This is a genomic window from Candidatus Thiodiazotropha sp. CDECU1 (genome assembly GCF_963455295.1).
Classification (GTDB): Bacteria; Pseudomonadota; Gammaproteobacteria; order Chromatiales; family Chromatiaceae; genus Thiodiazotropha.
Map to the genome: position 1 here is coordinate 2,450,637 of NZ_OY734020.1, position 18,602 is coordinate 2,469,238.

Sequence of the window (18,602 nt, forward strand, 5' to 3'; positions counted from 1 at the left end):
CCCGATGTCCGACACCAAACCCCTCCCCACCAGCTTTAGCGACTTTAACCTGCCTAAATCCCTGTTGAAGGCACTAGAAGCGGTCGGCTACGAAACCCCCTCGCCGATTCAGGCCCAGACCATACCCCATATGTTGCAAGGCCGGGATCTGCTGGGGCATGCACCTACAGGCACGGGCAAGACCGCGGCTTTCGCCCTGCCCCTGCTATCCAGGCTCGATACCAAACGGCAGCATGTTCAGGTCCTGGTCCTTACGCCGACCCGGGAGCTGGCTATCCAGGTGGCCGAGGCCTTCCAACGCTATGCGTCCCACATCAAGGGATTTCATGTCCTGCCGGTGTACGGCGGTCAGGACTATTCCGGCCAGATTCGCCAGTTGAAGCGAGGAGTGCATGTGGTTGTGGGCACCCCGGGGCGGGTCATGGATCACATGCGCAAGGGGACGCTCAGGCTTGACTCGATTCAGGCCCTGGTCCTGGATGAGGCGGATGAGATGCTGCGTATGGGCTTTATCGATGATGTGCAGTGGATCCTGGAACAGATCCCGGAAAAGCATCAGACCGCCCTGTTCTCGGCAACCATGCCCAAAGAGATCCAGCGGATTGCCCGGCGCCACCTGGATAATCCTTGTGAGATAGCGATCAAGACACGCACTGCGACGGCGGATACCATTCGTCAACGCTATTGGCCGGTCAGCGGACTGCACAAGCTGGATGCCTTGACCCGCATCCTGGAGGTGGAGAGCTTCGATGCCATTATCGTGTTTGTACGCACCAAGACCGCAACCACTGAACTGGCCGAGCGCTTGGAGGCCAGGGGATATGCCGCTGCCGCCTTGAATGGGGATATGGTGCAGAAACAGCGTGAGCAGATGGTGGAACGCCTGAAACGTGGTTCGCTGGATATCCTGGTGGCTACCGACGTGGCCGCCCGTGGCCTCGATGTGGAACGCATCAGCCATGTCATCAATTACGATATCCCCTATGACACCGAGGCCTATATCCACCGTATCGGCCGCACCGGTCGTGCCGGACGCACGGGTGATGCAATCCTGTTTGTGGCCCCCCGTGAGCGTCGCATGCTGAATGCCATCGAGAAGGCGACCAGACAGAAAATAACACCCCTTGAGCTGCCCACCAATGAGATGGTGAACAATAAACGTATCGCCAATTTCAAACAGCGCATCAGCGATACCATTGCGGTCGGGGAGCTGGATTTCATGCAGAGTCTGCTCGAACAGTTTCAGCAGGAGCACGATGTACCGGCACTGGAGATAGCCGCCGCCCTGGCAAAGATATCCATGGGTGATCGCCCGCTGCTGCTGGATCCGGAACGGGAAAAACCCGCCTCGCATGACAGGAGCGCAAGAAAAAACAAGGATGGCAGAGAGAGGCAACAGCGTCCCCCTAAGACACGCCCGGCGCAAGGTATGGAACGATTTCGCATCGAAGTGGGCCATCAACACCAGGTCAAACCTGGCAACATTGTCGGTGCCATTGCCAACGAAGCCGGTCTTGATGCCCAGCATATCGGGCATATCGATATCCATGATGATTTCACTCTTGTGGATCTGCCGGCCGGGATGCCGCAGGATATTTTCCAGGACCTGAAGCGGGCGTGGGTATGCGGTCAACAGATGCAAATCGCTAGAGTGCAACAAGCGGATAAACGAAAAAAAGCCCCGCGTAAAGGCAAGAAGCGAAGTAAATCTGCCTGATGGCGAAAATTCTGCTATGATGCCGCTCTGCTGGGGTGCCTAGTCGGTTTGCGCCCAATACGATCTTCGGGTCGTCAGAATACCTTGAGCCGTTCGCTTCTCCCGCTTCTGGGACAATGCTTCCCGCTTAAAGACAGACTATTTTCAGCCTGAACCGGCTCCTGCGACAGTGATGCTGCCGCAATGAGGGCAAGACTGGTTACGGAGCCAAATCCATGTCATTTGATAATCTCGGCCTGTCGGCCGAACTCCTGCGCGCCATTCGCGAGCAGGGTTATACCCAACCCACACCCATTCAACGCAAGGCGATACCTGCCATTCTCGCCGGCAAAGACATTATGGCCGCGGCCCAGACCGGTACCGGAAAGACCGCCGGTTTCACCCTGCCGTTACTGCAACAGCTGGATAGCAGACCCCTGTCTGGCGGTAGGCGCCCAGTGCGTGCGCTGGTACTGACTCCTACCCGGGAACTGGCCGCACAGGTCGGTGATAGCGTGGAAACCTATGGGCGTCACACGGGGTTAAATTCAGCCGTGATCTTCGGTGGCGTCAAGATCAATCCACAGATAGCAAAACTCCGCGCAGGTGTCGATATCCTGGTGGCCACACCCGGCAGACTGTTGGACCATGTGGGTCAGAAGACAGTGGACCTTTCACAGATAGAGATTTTGGTGCTCGATGAGGCTGACCGCATGCTGGACATGGGGTTCATCCACGACATTCGCAAAATACTGGCACTGCTACCGGTCAACACCGCCCGCCAGAATCTGCTCTTTTCCGCCACCTTCTCCAACGATATCAAGAAACTGGCTGGACGCCTGCTGGATCATCCCGAACTGATAGAAGTCGCGCGCAGAAATACCACCGCGGAACGCATTAAGCAGGTGATACATCCGGTGGACAAGGGTCGTAAGCGTGAAATGCTGAGTCACATGATCGGCTCGCAAAACTGGCGTCAAGTGCTGGTCTTCACCCGCACCAAGCATGGCGCAAATCGCCTGGCGCAACAGTTGGAGCGCGACGGCCTGAGCACCTCGGCCATTCATGGTAACAAGAGCCAGGGTGCCCGCACGCGCGCACTTGCCGGCTTTAAGAACGGTGATATCCGTGTTTTGGTAGCCACCGATATCGCCGCTCGCGGTCTGGATATCGACCAACTTCCCCATGTTGTGAATTATGAACTGCCGAATGTCCCTGAGGATTACGTTCACCGTATCGGGCGCACCGGCAGGGCCGGCAATGAAGGGGAAGCCATCTCTCTCGTCTGCGTGGATGAAGTCAAACTATTGAGGGATATTGAGCGGCTGACAAAAACCAAGATTCCTGAAGTGGTGATCGACGGTTACGCACCGGATCCGACTATCAAGCCCGAACCCATTCAGAAAAGACGAAACGACAATCGTCGTGGGCAGCACGACAGAACAATGAGTGGTACAAAAAACCGGGGCAAGACAAGTAAAAAAAGACCCTCGAACGACACCACGCAGTCGGCTAATTCCAAGAATAGTGCGAAGCAGTCGGACACAAAGGCATCGCACAAACATAAGCAGCGTCAGCATAGTGAGGGTGAATCCCGCTCGACACACCGGCGTTCACGGAAAAATCGGGGCAAGGAGGTAGCTGTACTGCTTGGGGGCTGACTTCCGCATGCAGCTGTTTGACCAGGTTGGCAGTCCCCTTCACTGACCCGGTGCGGTTCTGGTCTTGATAAATAATTTTCTTATTTATTAACGAGTTATAGTTGAAAGCAGGGTTACTTTGAAAACCCCGAAGCTGACTTGCCAGTTGTACCAGTAGTAGAGGGATATGATAGCGTTTGCATTTCGCTAGCGGGGGAAGTATTGTGGGCACACTCCGCGATCTATGCCCTGCCTATAGCGCCTCATATTCGCTGCCTCCTTACAGATGTCACCGAATCGAGCAGCATAGCGTCTGCTAAGATTCGTGGATAAGGTCTATCCTATGAGATGGACGTAAGTGAAATTTATTGAGGTATTTGACAGATGTCAGAAAGACAGACAGGAACCGTAAAATGGTTCGACAGCGGTAAGGGTTATGGTTTTATCGAGCGTGAGAACGGCAAGGATCTTTTCGTCCATTTTCGCGCCATCGCAGGTGAAGGACACCGTTCTTTAGAAGACGGTCAAAAGGTGGAGTTTACTGAGGTTGAGGGTAAGAAAGGTCCGCAGGCTGACAACGTAGTCCCCCTGTAAACCTTTTTTCACCCGTTGCCATTCACTTTGGCATCCTGTCATTTCCGCGAACCAACGGGCAATATCCGTACAGGGATGCACGGATAGATCTTTCATCACTCTTATCAGGAACAGGTCAATGATTACCCTATCGGTTCGTGGTCTTCCACGATCAACTACAGAAGAGAGCCTGACAGCGCTGTTTACAGAATACGGCGTTGTGCGTTCCCTTAAAATGGCCAAGGATCTCTTTAGTGGTGACTGCAAAGGTTTCGCTACAATCGATATGGAGGGTCACGAAGCCCGAGCCGCTATTGCCGCACTCGATGGCAGGGACCTTAGCGGCAGCATAATTCGTGTAGGTCCTGACAGGCCGAGAAAGGGAAAGACCAGAAAACGTCGCTGAATGGGTCCATATTTAAAAATAGCCATCGGTTAAGGTCAGCATGAAATTGACAAGATCGGCTCGATCCTGATCTGACAAACCTAAACCAATAAATGTGCCCGCGTTCATTTCAGCCGCGATATTGTCGTCATTCACTTCGGGAGTGATGAACAGGTTCGCAACCTGAATATCATAGTGCAACACCGTCTCTTCCAGGGTTGCATAGACCCCATTGTGCATATAGGGCGCAGTCAGCTCCACGTTACGCAGGGTTGGCACCTTAAACTTACCCCGTTCGCTTGTTCTATCTGACTCGGCTATCGCACTGCTGGCGCCAAGACCATCATCGACAAACGAATTGTCTGCCAGATAAGCAGGATTATTCACGTTTACCGGTGTACCTATATTGTAATAACGAAAGTTGCTGAAAAGAGAGGTTTCTGGTGTATCCCCCACCGTGTGGCAGTTTGCACATTTAGTCACCTCCGCATCCATGAACAGATCAAAACCTCGCTGTTCCGAGGCGTTCAATGTGTAGTTGCCCAGCAGATAGGCATCAAACTTCGAACTAAAACTGTTGACCTCAGAGGTTGCTTCAAATACTGCAATTGCGGTTGCGATATTGTGATAGGCGGTGGTTGTGTCACTAAAAGCATCTGCACCGAATATGGCAATGAAATCCGCTGCGTACTCAGCATTCTGCACCTTTGCGACAACCTCGGCTTCGGAAGCGTTATTCATTTCAACCGGATTGATAAAGGGGCCCTTGGCCTGCTCAATCAGATCAACGGCACGTCCATCCAGAAACTGTCCACCCTGGTACTTTGAGTCTGTCTCCGGTGTCTGATCCTGATCCGCGACCTCACCGAAGGCAGGTGCAAACGCGGCATAGGCAGCAGTTGGCGCATTTCGATCACCGAAGGCACCACCAACCGATCCCTCTGAAACCGGAGCAGTTACACTGACACGAGGATCGGCGAAACCATTTGAGGGATCGTGACAAGAGCTGCACGCCTGGTTGCTGCCACTGGAGAGATTGGTATCGAAAAACAGTTTCTTTCCCAACTCAGCCATAGATGCAGTAGATGTATTGGTATTATCACTGTCATCGCTGCTGCCACCACCTCCTCCACACGAAACAGTCAAGCACCCTATCAATGCAGCAACACCAACCTTATGTAATCCCATGACTCAGCCACTCCATAGATCGCGTATAAATCGAATACCCAATAAGAATTGAGCATAGATGGATAGAGGAGACTTGATTTTGATCAAGAATTGGTAAATGTGGCGTAGATGGGCGATCAAAATGGGGAGTCTGTCACATCGGGCGACAGATTTTAGGAAATTAAGGATTGCTCATCCATTCATGAATTGGATGCTGTGAAAAGAGCGCGCTACTGCAAAAACTCCACCCGAAGATTGACACGGCGGTTTTCAGCACGCCCGGTCGGGTCCGAGTTATCAGCCACCGGATGAGCATCCGCGTAGCTTACGGAACGCAGATGTTTTGCTGCAAAACCCTGACTCAGGAGAAAACGCGTCACTGCATTGGCGCGAGCAGCGGCCAGTTCCCAATTCGATTCAAACCTGCCACCCAGTATGGGGCGGTCATCGGTATGACCTTCTACGGCGATGTCCGCCTCACCAATCTCCTGCAAAGTCATTGCGAGCTTCTGCAGTATGGGAAAAGCCTCGTCAAGCAGCTCCGCCTTACCTGAATCGAAAAGAATGACATCGGCGATTTCCAATGAGATGCCTTTATCCTTTTGCACCACTGTCACCTCGTCCTGAAAGCGATCCTCTATCGCTGCTACCAGGCGGGCTTCGGCATCACTAATCTGATTCGGCTCCTCATCCACTTGAACCGGTGCTTGTGGCTGTTGCACTTCAAGCGTCGGCTCGTCACTGGGAACAGCCTCATAGGTGGCCGCCATCCTGCTATCCTCATCCGTTGTCTGCAGATGCTGCACTGCCATCTGCCCCAGCAGCACAACCAGCATGGCCAGTATCACGCTCAACACATCCACATAGGTCAACAGCCAACCACCATCATTCTCTTCAACTTCCCAGGCATACCAGGCACTGCTATCGAGCTCCCCTCCCGTAGCTGGTTTTTGGTGCATCTCTCTCTTCCCGCTCGTGGTTGTCATGGGCTGTCACCTATTCAGGCGGCATTCTGGTCAGGGCTGGTAATAAGTTGTAATTCATGGGCTGCCTGGCGCATGTCCTGTCTGGCGTTGACCTCATTCATCATCTCCCTGATCAACTCCGCATGTTGCCTGTCGCATAACATCATGACTGCCTGCAGATGTGCGACCCGGCGTGTGATCAGTTGTCTGCCGCGCTGCTCCAACTTACTGGCAAGGGGTTTGAACACCAGGTTGGCCAATACCAGGCCATACACAGTGGTCAGCATGGCAAAACCCATGGCGGCGCCGATTGAAGCCAGGTTTCCGGAACCCAGGCCAAACAACATCTGCACCAGGCCGAGTAGTGTCCCAAGCATGCCGAACGCAGGGGCATAACCACTCATGGCACGCAGCATCTCGGCGGGTCGGCGTAAATGATCCCTGTCCTCTGCAATCTGGCGCTGCAGGGTAAGTGTCACCTGGTCACGGGGAAAACCGTCCAACACCAGTTGGGTGCCTCTGCGCAGCAGCGGTTCTGAAATCTGCTGTATTACCGCTTCTGCCGGCCGAATCTCGCCGCGGCGGAAGTAATTTGCCGCCTGTAGAAAGCGTGAAAAGCCCTCCTCATCGTCATCCATGTTGGCGGGCGGGTGACGAAAATCGGCGACCAACTGCCAAAGCATCAACACGGAGTTGAGGGAATGACTCATGATCGCTGTCAGCAGGGTACCGCCTACCACCAGTAAAAGACCTGAAATGATCGCGATCAGCCCGGAACCCGGGGCTAACAGCTGTATACTCACAGATACCAGTACGGAGAGTGATAGCAATCCAATCCAAAGCTGTGTGACCAATGCTGTTCTCCTATTGAATATGCCTTTACCTATCAACAGCAAATAGCAGGCCAAGTATGGCTGTGAAGCTTTGTTACCCTGTGCGTCAGATCGCGTCATCGCCTCCCCAAAACAGGTAGATTGATTGCCGCTGACTAATCTTCATGGACCGGTGCCTGATGAAAAACAGAACAATCCCTGCCTCGCTGTCGCTTTTCGCGCTACTCTCGTACGATGTCTATGCCTCGGAGATCAATATGAATCCGGGATTGTGGCACTGGACCGCAGTGCTGAATACGCCTGGCATGCCGATGCAGCTATTACCACCCACCTCCTATACCACTTGCATCACCAGGGCTGACTTTGTACCCAAAGACAGTCAATTGGGACAGGCCTGCGAAACCATCGATCTCATTACGGAAGGGGATAAGGTTTCCTGGAACATAAGCTGCACACGCTCGGTTGGCGTAACCACAAGCCAGGGAAGCATCACCTACTACGGCGATACTGCAGAGGGGGTCATTAACATCGATCTAGGGGGTGTTCTGATGAACTCGAAGACGACAGGTAAACGTTTAGGGCCTTGTAAACAGTAACATTAGGGTGAAAAAACCATACTATGTGTGGTAAATTCCTCCCACTCAAGGGCGGGCTGCCACTAGCAGGATTCAATGACACCGGTCTTAACCATACCATGCCAATGCAATTTAGAGTGCTCAGAGCACATTGAACAGCACAGACTCTATTTCACCTAAACAGGATCATCAGGCAGCTGGATATCGCCGATTTCTCTACCCCTTCATTCTCTTGTTGGGGTTGCTGCCCATGGAGCGCGTGGCTGCTGACACCCCCATCGCTATAGATGAGTTACTCAAGCGGAGTTATCTGGACGATTACCACAGCAATGTGGTGTTCGGCTACCGCATCGTCACTGAAACCGAACGCTTTGGTGCCCGCTATTCAGGCAATCGGCTGCGCTGCAGCAACTGCCACCTCAATGCAGGACGCAAACCCGATGCCATTCCGCTCAATGTGGCGGGTATGTACCCGAAGTGGCGCAGTAAGAACGGCCGTCGCAATGGCATTGGATTGCGCATCCGGGAGTGCTTCGTGTACAGCCTCGACGGCATCATGCCGCCCGAGGACTCACCGGAGGTATTGGCTGTGGCGGCCTATATCTCCTATATCTCTCATGGCGAAGTGATTGGCGAGGCACCAGCCGGTAGAGGAGTGCCGACCTTGCCCGACACGGGCTATGACCCAAATCCTGCCAGCGGCAAGGCGATCTATGAAACGAAATGCGCCCAATGCCATGCAAACGACGGTCACGGCATACCGGGTATTCCCCCGCTTTGGGGTATGGACGCCTACAACAAAGGCGCCGGCATAGCGAATATCAAAAAGGCCGCGGGCTTCATTTGGGCGAACATGCCCCTTGGCCAGGAACGCACCCTCACCCATCAGGCTGCACTGGATGTGGCGGCATATATCAATATGCAGATCAGGCCGGGAGACCCCCGGCGCAGCAAACTGCTGAAACTCTTCGAATCTATCTCCGGATTAGTGGATTAGATCAAGCGACTTGAAAAGAGACAGGGTTAGACCATGGAAACAAGGTAGATCGATTCCAATGATAGAGTGATATGAAATATATACGACTGTTGTCGGAGATTATTCCATGGAGGCCAGACCGAGCAGGAAAGCTGAATCTACCTACAGAGGCATTTGCCGCTGTTGTCGCTGCCATATTGGTTATACCTCAGGGCATCACCTTCGCCTATCTGGCCGGACTACCGCCTGAGTACGGCATCTATACATCGATTTTCGTTACCCTCTTTGCCAGCCTCTTTGGTTCAAGTTCAATGTTGGGCGGACCAAACACGGCAGTCGCCATATTGATCGGTATCGCGGTAGTCCCTTTCGCAGGCCGGGGCAGCCCACTCTATATCGACTATGTGATCCTGCTCAGCCTTATGGTTGGACTGATTCAAATGTTCATCTGGATGCTCAGGGGTGGAAAATATTTTCAATATCTAAGCCCGGCTGCGATAACCGGGATCACCGTTGGTGTGGGAATCATTCTTATCCTCTCATCCCTTGACGGTATATTGGGACTCACCCCTTCGGGTACCCTATTCTTCTTCGAAAAACTCTTTGTCCTGGCTGATGATTGGCGGACATTGATAAATCCCTACAGCTTTTGCATCGGTATAACAACCGTCATCGCGGGCATCATCGCCAAAATCAGGTTTCCCCGTTTTGCAATTTTGATCGCCATGGCTGTCGGCTATGTCACGGGCATGGTCGTGATGGGCCTCTTTACTCAGGTCGATACGGAAATAGAGTTGCTTGGACATATTCCTTTTCAAGCCCTGCCCCTCTCCAGCCCGAAAATCGATCTCGAGTATCTGCTGGTGGGTTTCGCCATGCTGCCCAATGCCATAACCATTGCACTTATTGGCATGGCCCAATCCATGGTCATCGTCAAGCGCCTACGCAGTGATACCGATCAATCAATCAATGTGGACAAGGAGGTATTCGCCCAGGCGATTGCCAATACGCTTGCTCCATTCTTTTCAAGCTTTGCCGGTTCAGGCAGTTTTAACCGCACTGCATTGAATCTTTCATTAGGTGCAGCAACACCCCTGGCCGGCATTCTCTCCGCATTCGTGGTGTTTATCCTGATCGAGATGTTTGGCGCTCTGCTCACCTATATGCCGATGCCGGTCATCGCCGGTACCCTGATGCTGGTGGGAATCGGCATGATCAAACCGGCCGAGATCAGCCGTCTGTTTTCCTGGACCGGGGAGCTATCGGTATTTGTGACAACCTTGTTCGGGATAGTCTTCCTTGGCCTGCAGACGGGTCTGATCATTGCATTTATTTTATCGGTAATCCTGTTCGTACTATCCGCTTCAAAACTCGATATAAGCATTGAGAAGGGTGATGAGTCGGTTCAGATCCGGGTTGAAGGCCATCTGTTTTACGCCTCAATCGATCAATTGAGCAGCCTGTTAAAACGTCATCGTGATGACAACGTACTTCTCGATTTGAGTGTTGTCTCCTATATGGATCTTTCCGCCACGGAGGCCTTGGCCAAGGATCTGCAATACCGGGATACCAGGGAGACAAGCTTTGTTATCGTACTCACGTCACGCAAGCTGCTTGACCATTTTGAGCAGCGATTGGATGGCATGCCAGTGGAGTTTGTTTACCAGCCGACAAACTAGTCTATATCCATCAACTACAGGCTTTACTCTCGACATCAGGCCAGTCACTCGCCAGTGACAGGTATCAACCAGACATATCCCAACTGATCCATCTGCTGTTCTATCCATCCGGCCCGCTCAATGATGTAGGGTGTCGGGGGCTCTGCACGATAATGCCAGGGATTGGGTAGAAGCGCCGCCAATCTGGCCATCTGGTTCACCGTCAACCGATCCAACGGCAGCTGGTACCAATACTCGCTGGCAGCAGCCACCCCATAAACGCCCGGACCGAATTCAACTATATTCAAGTAGACTTCGAGAATCCTCTCCTTATTCCACATCAGCTCAAGCAGAAACGCGAGCCCCCCTTCCAACAGCTTGCGGCTCCAATCCCTTCGTTGCCAAAGGAAGAGATTTTTTACCGTCTGCTGAGTCAGGGTGCTGGCACCACGTAACGTCCGTCCCCTTTCCGCATCTCTCAGTACCTGTTGAACAGCATTGAAATCTATACCCTTGTGATTGGGAAAATTCTGGTCTTCTGAGGCGATCACCGCGAGTTGCATGGCGGCTGGTATATACGCCAGATCCCACCAAACATGCAGCGATTCTATTGAGTGGTCGAGCGGTGGATTGAATTCACGCTGAAGTTTCCACGACCATGTTGGTGGATCGACGAAACGGAGCGTCAGCAGCAATGCCGATAGCAGGGTAAAGAATGCGATGAATAGAAGAAAGATCCATCTTGACAATCTCTTATAAAGGCGGGAGAGACGAGCTTTTTTGCGAGGTTTTCGGGCCATGCCGCATCTGTTCTGGTTTCAAGGCAGAAAGGCTAGAGTAGATGTTTGCCATCAAACAGATCGTACTCCATTGAGATTGGATCGACCCCCTCAATGCAGCCCAGATTAACCCGGAAGTGTCCTGGAAACCTGGCGGTTTCATGAAAGGTGTAGATACCGCAGCGAGTACAAAAGTAGTGCTTGGCCGTCTTGGCGCCAAACTGATAGAGGCCCAATGCACCCTCTTCCGCCTGAATATCGAGTTGGTCCCGGGGAATCACCTGGGTTGTCATCATTGCACCCTTGCGGGTACAAATTGAACAGTTGCAACGCAATCCCTTTTCAATCTTGTCGCCATTGAAGGAGAAGCGGACAGCTCCACAATGGCAATTGCCTTGGTAGTGTTCACTCATATTGATTTCCGGCCATGTCAAAACATCTCATAATGTCACATGTCACTGCTGGAGGCTTAACTCCCTGTCCCTGAATTTTTTATCCTTTTATATAGCATTTGATATCACTTTTTCGTGCCAATGGGAACAGCCCCTTTATCTGTATGGAACCTATGTTACAAATCAGTGTAAAAAGATAACAGAAGTGAACCCTCAGGGACCTCTGTCAAAGCCCCGCATTCCCATCTGGAATTAAAAAAACATAAATCGAGTAGAAATGGGAAATACCACAACAATTCTGCAGATTAATAACAAACTTGCGGCCGTAACCCTATATAGATTCATGGATTGCACTGCATATCCATCTGAACAGGCACATTTCCTTACATCCACTCTGTTAAATGCGAAACCCTGCCCTGCTATAAATCAGGCAAATGCAAAGCGGTAGAGACAGAGTGAAAGCGTGATGATCCCATTACCCAGTGGAAAAGTGGCCGGAATAAGCAACATACGTGCGCGTTACCACGCAATACGACTCAATCGTGAGGTCAGAACCGATACAACTCATCGTGATTTGTATGGTTTTGTGGATATCGTGGTCAAGCCCGAGCGTGTGAAGAGCATACCCTATCAGCCCTCTTTTCTCTTCTCCGGTCATACCCTTGCAGACCTGCCCCAGACCCTCTGGTCAGCATCTGATCGCAAGGCCTTCGATGCATGGATACAACAGGAACAGCAGATCAGGGAAATCGAGCAGGTACGAAAACGCGTTATCGGTGATGAATTCAGATTGACAGAGAGGGAGTACGACTACCCAAAACGACTCTACAGTTGTTTGCAGCAAAAGCTAGAGCAAGTATCGATGAATCGTGCTTCGCCGGAACAGTGGCGGCGAACAGTGTTGAACATGACCCGATCCGGTATCCGCGAGGAAGAGATAACCTGGTCCGGCCTGATACCATTTCTGGAGAGTATGGAAAAGGAGACCACTACCCTTACCAGGGAACAGCTCTTGGCACAGTTGGATTTCTCGATCATCCGCCTGAGTCTGACCAACGAACTGGTCGCTGATCATGTCAACAGACTTGAATTTAGTGAAACTCCCACATCGAAACTGATCAACCACTCAATCACACCCAGAACAATAAAAGAACCCAGTGAGTGTTGTGTACTTCGCTATGTGGACCCTGTCCACTACTACAAGATCGGCTATCTGAAAAAACAGAAAAGCTGGGATACCCCCACCTCATCACAAAAGTGGTTTGCGCTCGATTCAATGGGTAATCCAATTGGTGATGAAAATACCAATCAACACCACTATTCAACCAAGGAGCAGGCCTTCTCCGCTGCCAGTCGCCATGCACTGCAACATTTAGGCATACCCGTTGACTACACCCACTATGGCCGTTATGAGCATAAAAGCCTATATGGCGGTAGCGACTACCGGGAGTGGTTGTTGACCTTACCCGATTATCCCCTTACCCATTTCATCAGCCACTACTATGCCCGCAACCTGCTTGTACACTTTCGTACCAAACAGCGTATAGACACCCATGGCAGACGTCTGCTGTTCATCGAGGAGATACAGAGCGATTGGCACCAGGCCGGCGCCATGTACGGCTACCTAAACCGTTGGCCCGGCAGGATAACACCTGCCCCTTTTCGCAAGGAGTGGCTTGGTTTGGCGCTGAAACTCCTCCTGATACATGCCGCTGAACATGACTTAGAGGGCATCGCATGGACACGGGGAGAGATCCAGGAGTCTCACTATTTCAAAAAACTGTCCACCGTGAAACGACTCTATGACAATGAGATACCCAGAGTGTTTGGACGGCTCTGCAAGGGACTGGATCTATCAATCGATAGCACCAGGATCTCCACCAAAGAGCCGCACCTGCATATTGCCCGGCACTGGGACAAGTGGTTCCTGACCAACGAAACAGGCAGCATCTGTACCCGTCCCCGTTATACCCAACAGGAAGCCATGCAGGTGTTGTCAAGGCACTGCAAGCAGATCGACCTGGATGTGCCCGTAATGCTCCTCACCGAGGCGGCTAAAGCGCGGATAAGGAAAAGCGGATTTCCCCTGTTTGGCGAAAAAGCCCCCTAGGGCCTGTTAACACTAATCCAATGCACTCTGTTGTGCCTGAAAAAACGCCAATCAAGGCGCACCCCAAGGGCACTTCCTTCGGGGCGCGAGGAGAGAAGTTTGGTCACCCCAAATGAACGACGAGCAACGCTGAGTGGCGCTTTTTCAGGCACAACCCGAAGGGCTGGGGCTGTTTTTGCGCCCAGCGGCGTTATCATTCGCTCATGTAGCCGGGCTACACCACGCTCATTCTGCCTTGCTGGGCGCAAAAAACAGTCCCAGCAGAGTGCATTGGATTAGTGTTAACAGGCCCTAGTATCCTAAAGCCGATTGATGGTCCCCTTTTGCGGCATTTTACGTATCCATGGCTGTTGTAATTTCAGTCCTTCGGGCAGGTTGTCCAGTGCTTTTGCGGCATCTGTATAGGCGTCATACATACCATACAGTAGGATATGCCATGCCTTGCCTTCACGCTCGGCGGTGATATAGGCCAGCTCATTCTGCAAACCATGCTTGCTGGCAAATGCAGCGATTGCCGGTTCGCTGGAAACACCAATCAACTGAATGGTGTAACCGCCGCGACTTCTTAACGCCCGCCAAGCATCAGTCGCTGATTGTTGCTGTGCCAAGGCTTGATTATCACTCTTCTGCACCGGTTGGGAAGAGGCTGCCTGGTCGATTGTTGCAGATGTTTCTTCCTGGCTGTCGGGTTGCACAGGCGTCTGTTCGTCAAGTTGTTCTAACTCAACCAGTCGCTGTTCCAACTCCTCCTGCTTGTTTATCAACTCCTCGACTGCCAGTAAATCATAGTCTTTGTCCCTCTCGGCAATAGAGGCGTTCATCAGCTCCTCGATCTCGTTCCGGGTCAAATAGTTTTCACTGACTTGCATCAACTCCAGGGAGACATCACGCTCGACGCCGCCGAGCTTGTTGGAAAAGTACTGGTACCCTAATATTGCGGATAGCAGAAGCAGTCCCAGCAGCCCGCCGATTGCCATACTGTGATAGGTTCTGCTCGAGCGGGCTTCCTCTACCTGAGTACCAAGCAGGCCAAGCCGTTGAGTCATCTGTTCCGACTCCTGCTGGCGTTTACCATACTCAGAGGTCATCGCCTCGAGGAAGGTCTTCTGCTTGTCATTCTGTTCCAGTAATCCCAGGTGATCTGTCCTGAGCTCCGTAACCACCTCGGAGAGGGTATGATTGCTTTGCTCCTGGAGTGCCAGCCGTTCCTGGTTCTCGGATTCCGTCTCCAGCAACCTGTTGTGCTTGGACTCAATATTGCCGAACTGCTCTTGCAGGGAGACTTCCAGGTCATCAAGTCGCTGGGTCAGCCCGTCATTCAACCCGGATTGTTCCGCCAGCTGAGCCAATGCTGTTTTCACCCGTTCCTGTAGAGAGTCCAGTCCCAAGTCGCTTAGCTCGCGAATCTCCTTTTGTTCTTGCTCGACTGTCGACAACTGCTGTGTGAGCTCTGTCTGCCTCTGTTCTTCTTGTTGCAGCGCCTGCTGCAACCTATCGAGTCGCTCACTAAGATTGATATTGCTCTCTTGCAGACTACTGGTATCCTCTTGCAGGGTAGCAGTGGTCAACTTCAGATCCACACCATGCCTACCCTGCTCCACCACCTCTTCGGCCAGATTGGTCAACTTTTGCAACTGATCCTGTACAGCCTCATCCTGTTCTTTTAACTGGCGCTCTGTGATTATCAAACGCGCCTTGATTTCATCGAGTCTGAGGTTGATATCACTGTTAGTGGTGGCGAGAGCCTGCTGTAGTTGTTCCCGATTCTCGGCTTGTTGATCCAGGTTGGTGGCAATTGAGCCCAACCAATCTGCTGCTTCTTGCTCATCCGTATCGATCGCCTGCAGCTTGGTTTGCAGTTCGCCGATCTCCTGTTTCAACTGCTTAACCGTCTCCTCAACCTTCTCTTTCTGCTCCTCTATGACGGGTGCGATTGAAGCCAATGGATCCGGTAGGTCCGCTTGCTGATCGATGTAACTGGAAAGTCGAAGATCGATGGACGCAAGCCGCTCTTCCAAACCATGGCGATTACCCGACATATCGTCGTTTAGAAGCTCGACCTGTTTATACAGAGACTCACTCTTGGCCGCATGTTCGCTCAATGCGCCATCAAAGGAATCGAGGCGGCTTGCCAACTCACTGCTCTTTTCAGTCAACAGGGATTGCATATCCCGTTCAACCTTATCGAGCTTCTGCTCCAAGCTCTCCAGATGGGAGTGATCGGCATTGGATACCGGTTCGAGATCCTTCACCAGGGTCTCTAACTTGGATAGGCGATTCTCCAAGACCTCACTCTTGCGCGCCTTGTCTTGCTGTTGACTCTCTAATCTGGCACCAGTCTCACCAATACGATTGGAGAGTTCCAATAAGCGGCGTTCCAACTCTTTATGCTGGCCGCCCTTCTCGGTGACCTGGTGCCTGAGATGCTCAATTTCGTGGCGCAGGGGTTGAGCGCTCTCCTGTAGCAGTTGCGTGACATCCTGTTGCGGGCCTCCCCGCTCAATTAAATCCTGTGCCAGTTTCTGGCTGAGTTCAGCGATATCGTTTTGTAAGCCCTGGATCTGCGCCTCATGCTTCGAATCACTCACCAGCAGCTCACTGCCACTCTCTTCGAGACGTCGGATATGGGACAGCATTTCAGCCACATCTCGGCGCAGATCATCAGTATTATTCGCGACCATGTCGGCCGATTGACTGTCACTCTCCAACGCCTGCCTGAACACCTGATGCTGCTCATGGAGTGATGCCAACTCTTCATTCAAATGGTCGATGTGGCGTTGAATCTGTTGTTGTTCTGCGCTGGCTTCTTCGGCGGAAACACCCTCTGACGTTTGCAGCTGTAGGGACTCTAGCAGGTTGCTGAGGTCCTCTTCCTGATTGATCAGTTGTTGGATCTGTGTCTGCATCTCTTGCAGACGTTGTTGCAAGGCCGAATCAGCCTTACTCAACTGATCCAGTTGCAAGCCTTGATTGAGTTTGTCATGGGAAACTCGATTGAGCCGGTTGTTCAGATCGGCGAATTGGTCGACCAATCGCTTTATTCTGACCGCGAGTTCTTTTTTCTTGAGCTTTTTCTTTTTCACCGGCTTTGCTGAGAGATAATCTTAAACAATGTTTCTATCTCAATAAAAAATCAGGAAATATCCTTATATTTTTAGCATAGATTTGCTCAGGTTGATACCTCATGCATCGATTTTTTCAAATAAAAACCGGTCCTGGTGAGAGGTTACGAATAGATAATAGGAGCGAATAATTAAACTGTGAAAACGAGGGTGCGATAAACCTCTGCTTGTAAACCCTATCGCCAGGATTTAGAATCCTATTAAAATAATATTCAACAAAGGGAGCTTGTTCATGAATAAACTTAAATGTTTGTTTATACTGGGAATTACAGGATTTTTTGGAACAGCAAACGCGCTACCTATATTCAGTCACAGTGTGGATAGCTTGGGTCTGTACACCATAAGCGCCGATGGGACCACTGAGCCAACCGGTCTTGCCGGACTGAATGTGGATAGTATCAGCGGGACGGCTGTCGGCAGCGACTACGGGATCAATTATTCCGATTATTTTTCAATTATTGACACCAATTCTGACAACCTGCTCTCTTTCACTTTTTCCAATAGCAGTGATCTAACAGAATTAACCGGATCTGCCTTTTATGGTGATGAATCGAGCGAGGCATTTACCTATCCCCTCGTCGTTGATGTAGTGAATCCTCCCTCACCTGAACCTGAATCCCCTCCCACACCGGCGCTGACTCCGACACCGGATGTACCGGAACCTTCGACCTTCCTTCTCTTAGGCGTGGGTCTAATAGGACTTGGATTAATCCACTATCGTAAGATCAAGTCTTTGTAATTATTCCCAGCGAATCGAATCATAGGGAGACCCCACCCCGGTCTCCCGTTTTTCATCATCATCAATGATGAATTCCTATCTTCCAGCCATGGCATCCGCTTGGCTTCGAGAACAGACACAGGATCCTGGACTCAGGACTCACATCTATCTTCGATCGCTATTCCTTTTTTATATTCTGCGATATGCAGAATCTCCGCTATCTGCTTGTGGTACGCCGTATCCGAGGGCCAGTAGAATACATCGCCAGTCTCTTTCTCCTCAATCCACCTGGCGGCGCCTTCGCTAGATCGGGTAATCAGCTCTTTGATCTTAGCGTTAGAGGGGTTTCGATAAACAATCATATTCCTGCTCCTTCCGCTGTGTGTTTTTCTTGATCACTATTATCTCAACCACAAAAAGCGCGAAATAGTGAATAATACCTATCGCAATTGTTAGTTAGTGCACTCTCGAGTCACTTTGCTGGCAGGAGACTATGCGATATTGGGGGCACACCACTGCCCGGTAAATTTCACGTTTTGGATATCAACTTTGTAAAGTGAGGGATATTGCCGTCATATGTATTGATTAAGCCGCCGCGGTATGGCTCTTCGGTTCCACAAAATGTAGGACATTCAATATTAGTAGATTTTGATAGGGTCCTTTGTATCTGATATACATCTTCCTGTCTTCTTCTGATATACCCTAAAAAAAATAATATTTTGTAGGAATCATCCTACATTATTTCAATAGCACTATCCGTATAATTAGCCTTAAAATTATGAGTTCCGGGCAAAGCACCATGGATCGAAAGGACCTGCTAATAGTTTCTGACAGAGAACGTTGTAAGTATTTTGCGAGAAGATTTCTGAACACACCCCACCAACGACTGAGCGTGATTTCAGGATGATTTACCTATACAAACGTTTTTGAAATAGAATAACTGTAGTTGCAGTAGTCGTTAATCTCACTGATGCCCGGTCTCTTTTGTGATACTTGACAACTTTTGTTGACAT

15 protein-coding genes are annotated in these 18,602 nt (G+C 51.2%); 9 read left to right on the plus strand and 6 right to left on the minus strand.

Annotation, left to right across the window (positions count from 1 at the left end; translation table 11 throughout):
• Nucleotides 1-4 precede the first annotated feature (4 nt).
• The 4 genes from R2K28_RS11160 to R2K28_RS11175 all read left to right on the plus strand — a co-directional run bounded on the left by R2K28_RS11160 (nucleotide 5) and on the right by R2K28_RS11175 (nucleotide 4,315).
• Nucleotides 5-1,717 (plus strand): DEAD/DEAH box helicase, encoded by a 1,713-nt coding sequence (locus tag R2K28_RS11160; protein ID WP_316364402.1) that lies wholly within the window; start codon nucleotides 5-7, stop codon nucleotides 1,715-1,717.
• A 215-nt stretch (nucleotides 1,718-1,932) separates the two neighbouring features.
• Complete coding sequence (locus R2K28_RS11165) at nucleotides 1,933-3,357, plus strand: DEAD/DEAH box helicase (protein ID WP_316364404.1); 1,425 nt, start codon at nucleotides 1,933-1,935, stop codon at nucleotides 3,355-3,357.
• A 363-nt stretch (nucleotides 3,358-3,720) separates the two neighbouring features.
• Complete coding sequence (locus tag R2K28_RS11170; protein WP_116445403.1) at nucleotides 3,721-3,930, plus strand: cold-shock protein; 210 nt, start codon at nucleotides 3,721-3,723, stop codon at nucleotides 3,928-3,930.
• 118 nt (nucleotides 3,931-4,048) lie between these two features.
• Nucleotides 4,049-4,315 carry an RNA recognition motif domain-containing protein gene (locus R2K28_RS11175; protein ID WP_116445404.1) on the plus strand — a complete coding sequence of 89 codons (267 nt, stop codon included), beginning with the start codon at nucleotides 4,049-4,051 and terminating at the stop codon, nucleotides 4,313-4,315.
• 12 nt (nucleotides 4,316-4,327) lie between these two features.
• On the opposite strand, the gene R2K28_RS11180 is transcribed toward R2K28_RS11175, so the two are convergent.
• From R2K28_RS11180 to R2K28_RS11190, 3 genes are all read right to left on the minus strand, one after another.
• Nucleotides 4,328-5,482, minus strand: coding sequence for a cytochrome-c peroxidase (locus R2K28_RS11180; protein ID WP_316364406.1), 1,155 nt, complete (start codon nucleotides 5,480-5,482; stop codon nucleotides 4,328-4,330).
• A gap of 209 nt (nucleotides 5,483-5,691) precedes the next feature.
• Nucleotides 5,692-6,447 (minus strand): OmpA/MotB family protein, encoded by a 756-nt coding sequence (locus R2K28_RS11185; protein WP_316364407.1) that lies wholly within the window; start codon nucleotides 6,445-6,447, stop codon nucleotides 5,692-5,694.
• A 14-nt stretch (nucleotides 6,448-6,461) separates the two neighbouring features.
• A complete protein-coding gene (locus R2K28_RS11190) occupies nucleotides 6,462-7,280 on the minus strand; it encodes a motility protein A (protein WP_316364408.1) in 819 nt (272 codons plus the stop codon).
• 158 nt (nucleotides 7,281-7,438) lie between these two features.
• Here R2K28_RS11190 and R2K28_RS11195 point away from each other — a divergent pair, with 158 nt between their 5' ends.
• From R2K28_RS11195 to R2K28_RS11205, 3 genes are all read left to right on the plus strand, one after another.
• A complete protein-coding gene (locus R2K28_RS11195; RefSeq protein WP_316364409.1) occupies nucleotides 7,439-7,855 on the plus strand; it encodes a DUF3617 domain-containing protein in 417 nt (138 codons plus the stop codon).
• Between the two features lie 130 nt (nucleotides 7,856-7,985).
• Nucleotides 7,986-8,831 carry a c-type cytochrome gene (locus R2K28_RS11200; protein WP_316364410.1) on the plus strand — a complete coding sequence of 282 codons (846 nt, stop codon included), beginning with the start codon at nucleotides 7,986-7,988 and terminating at the stop codon, nucleotides 8,829-8,831.
• A 71-nt stretch (nucleotides 8,832-8,902) separates the two neighbouring features.
• On the plus strand, nucleotides 8,903-10,489 hold the full coding sequence (locus R2K28_RS11205) for a SulP family inorganic anion transporter (RefSeq protein ID WP_316364411.1): 1,587 nt from the start codon (nucleotides 8,903-8,905) through the stop codon (nucleotides 10,487-10,489).
• A 44-nt stretch (nucleotides 10,490-10,533) separates the two neighbouring features.
• Here R2K28_RS11205 and mtgA read toward each other — a convergent pair whose 3' ends face one another.
• Both mtgA and R2K28_RS11215 read right to left on the minus strand, forming a co-directional pair.
• A complete protein-coding gene (gene mtgA / locus R2K28_RS11210; protein ID WP_316364412.1) occupies nucleotides 10,534-11,268 on the minus strand; it encodes a monofunctional biosynthetic peptidoglycan transglycosylase in 735 nt (244 codons plus the stop codon).
• Nucleotides 11,269-11,300: 32 nt separating this feature from the next.
• On the minus strand, nucleotides 11,301-11,660 hold the full coding sequence (locus R2K28_RS11215; protein WP_316364413.1) for a GFA family protein: 360 nt from the start codon (nucleotides 11,658-11,660) through the stop codon (nucleotides 11,301-11,303).
• A gap of 442 nt (nucleotides 11,661-12,102) precedes the next feature.
• Here R2K28_RS11215 and R2K28_RS11220 point away from each other — a divergent pair, with 442 nt between their 5' ends.
• Entirely contained in the window at nucleotides 12,103-13,749 is a 1,647-nt protein-coding gene (locus R2K28_RS11220; protein WP_316364414.1) for a hypothetical protein, read from the plus strand.
• Nucleotides 13,750-14,048: 299 nt separating this feature from the next.
• On the opposite strand, the gene R2K28_RS11225 is transcribed toward R2K28_RS11220, so the two are convergent.
• Nucleotides 14,049-16,832: an SPOR domain-containing protein gene (locus tag R2K28_RS11225; protein ID WP_316364415.1), complete on the minus strand. Its 2,784-nt coding sequence runs from the start codon at nucleotides 16,830-16,832 to the stop codon at nucleotides 14,049-14,051.
• A gap of 271 nt (nucleotides 16,833-17,103) precedes the next feature.
• Here R2K28_RS11225 and R2K28_RS11230 point away from each other — a divergent pair, with 271 nt between their 5' ends.
• Nucleotides 17,104-17,610: a PEP-CTERM sorting domain-containing protein gene (locus R2K28_RS11230; RefSeq protein WP_316364416.1), complete on the plus strand. Its 507-nt coding sequence runs from the start codon at nucleotides 17,104-17,106 to the stop codon at nucleotides 17,608-17,610.
• Nucleotides 17,611-18,602 lie beyond the last annotated feature (992 nt).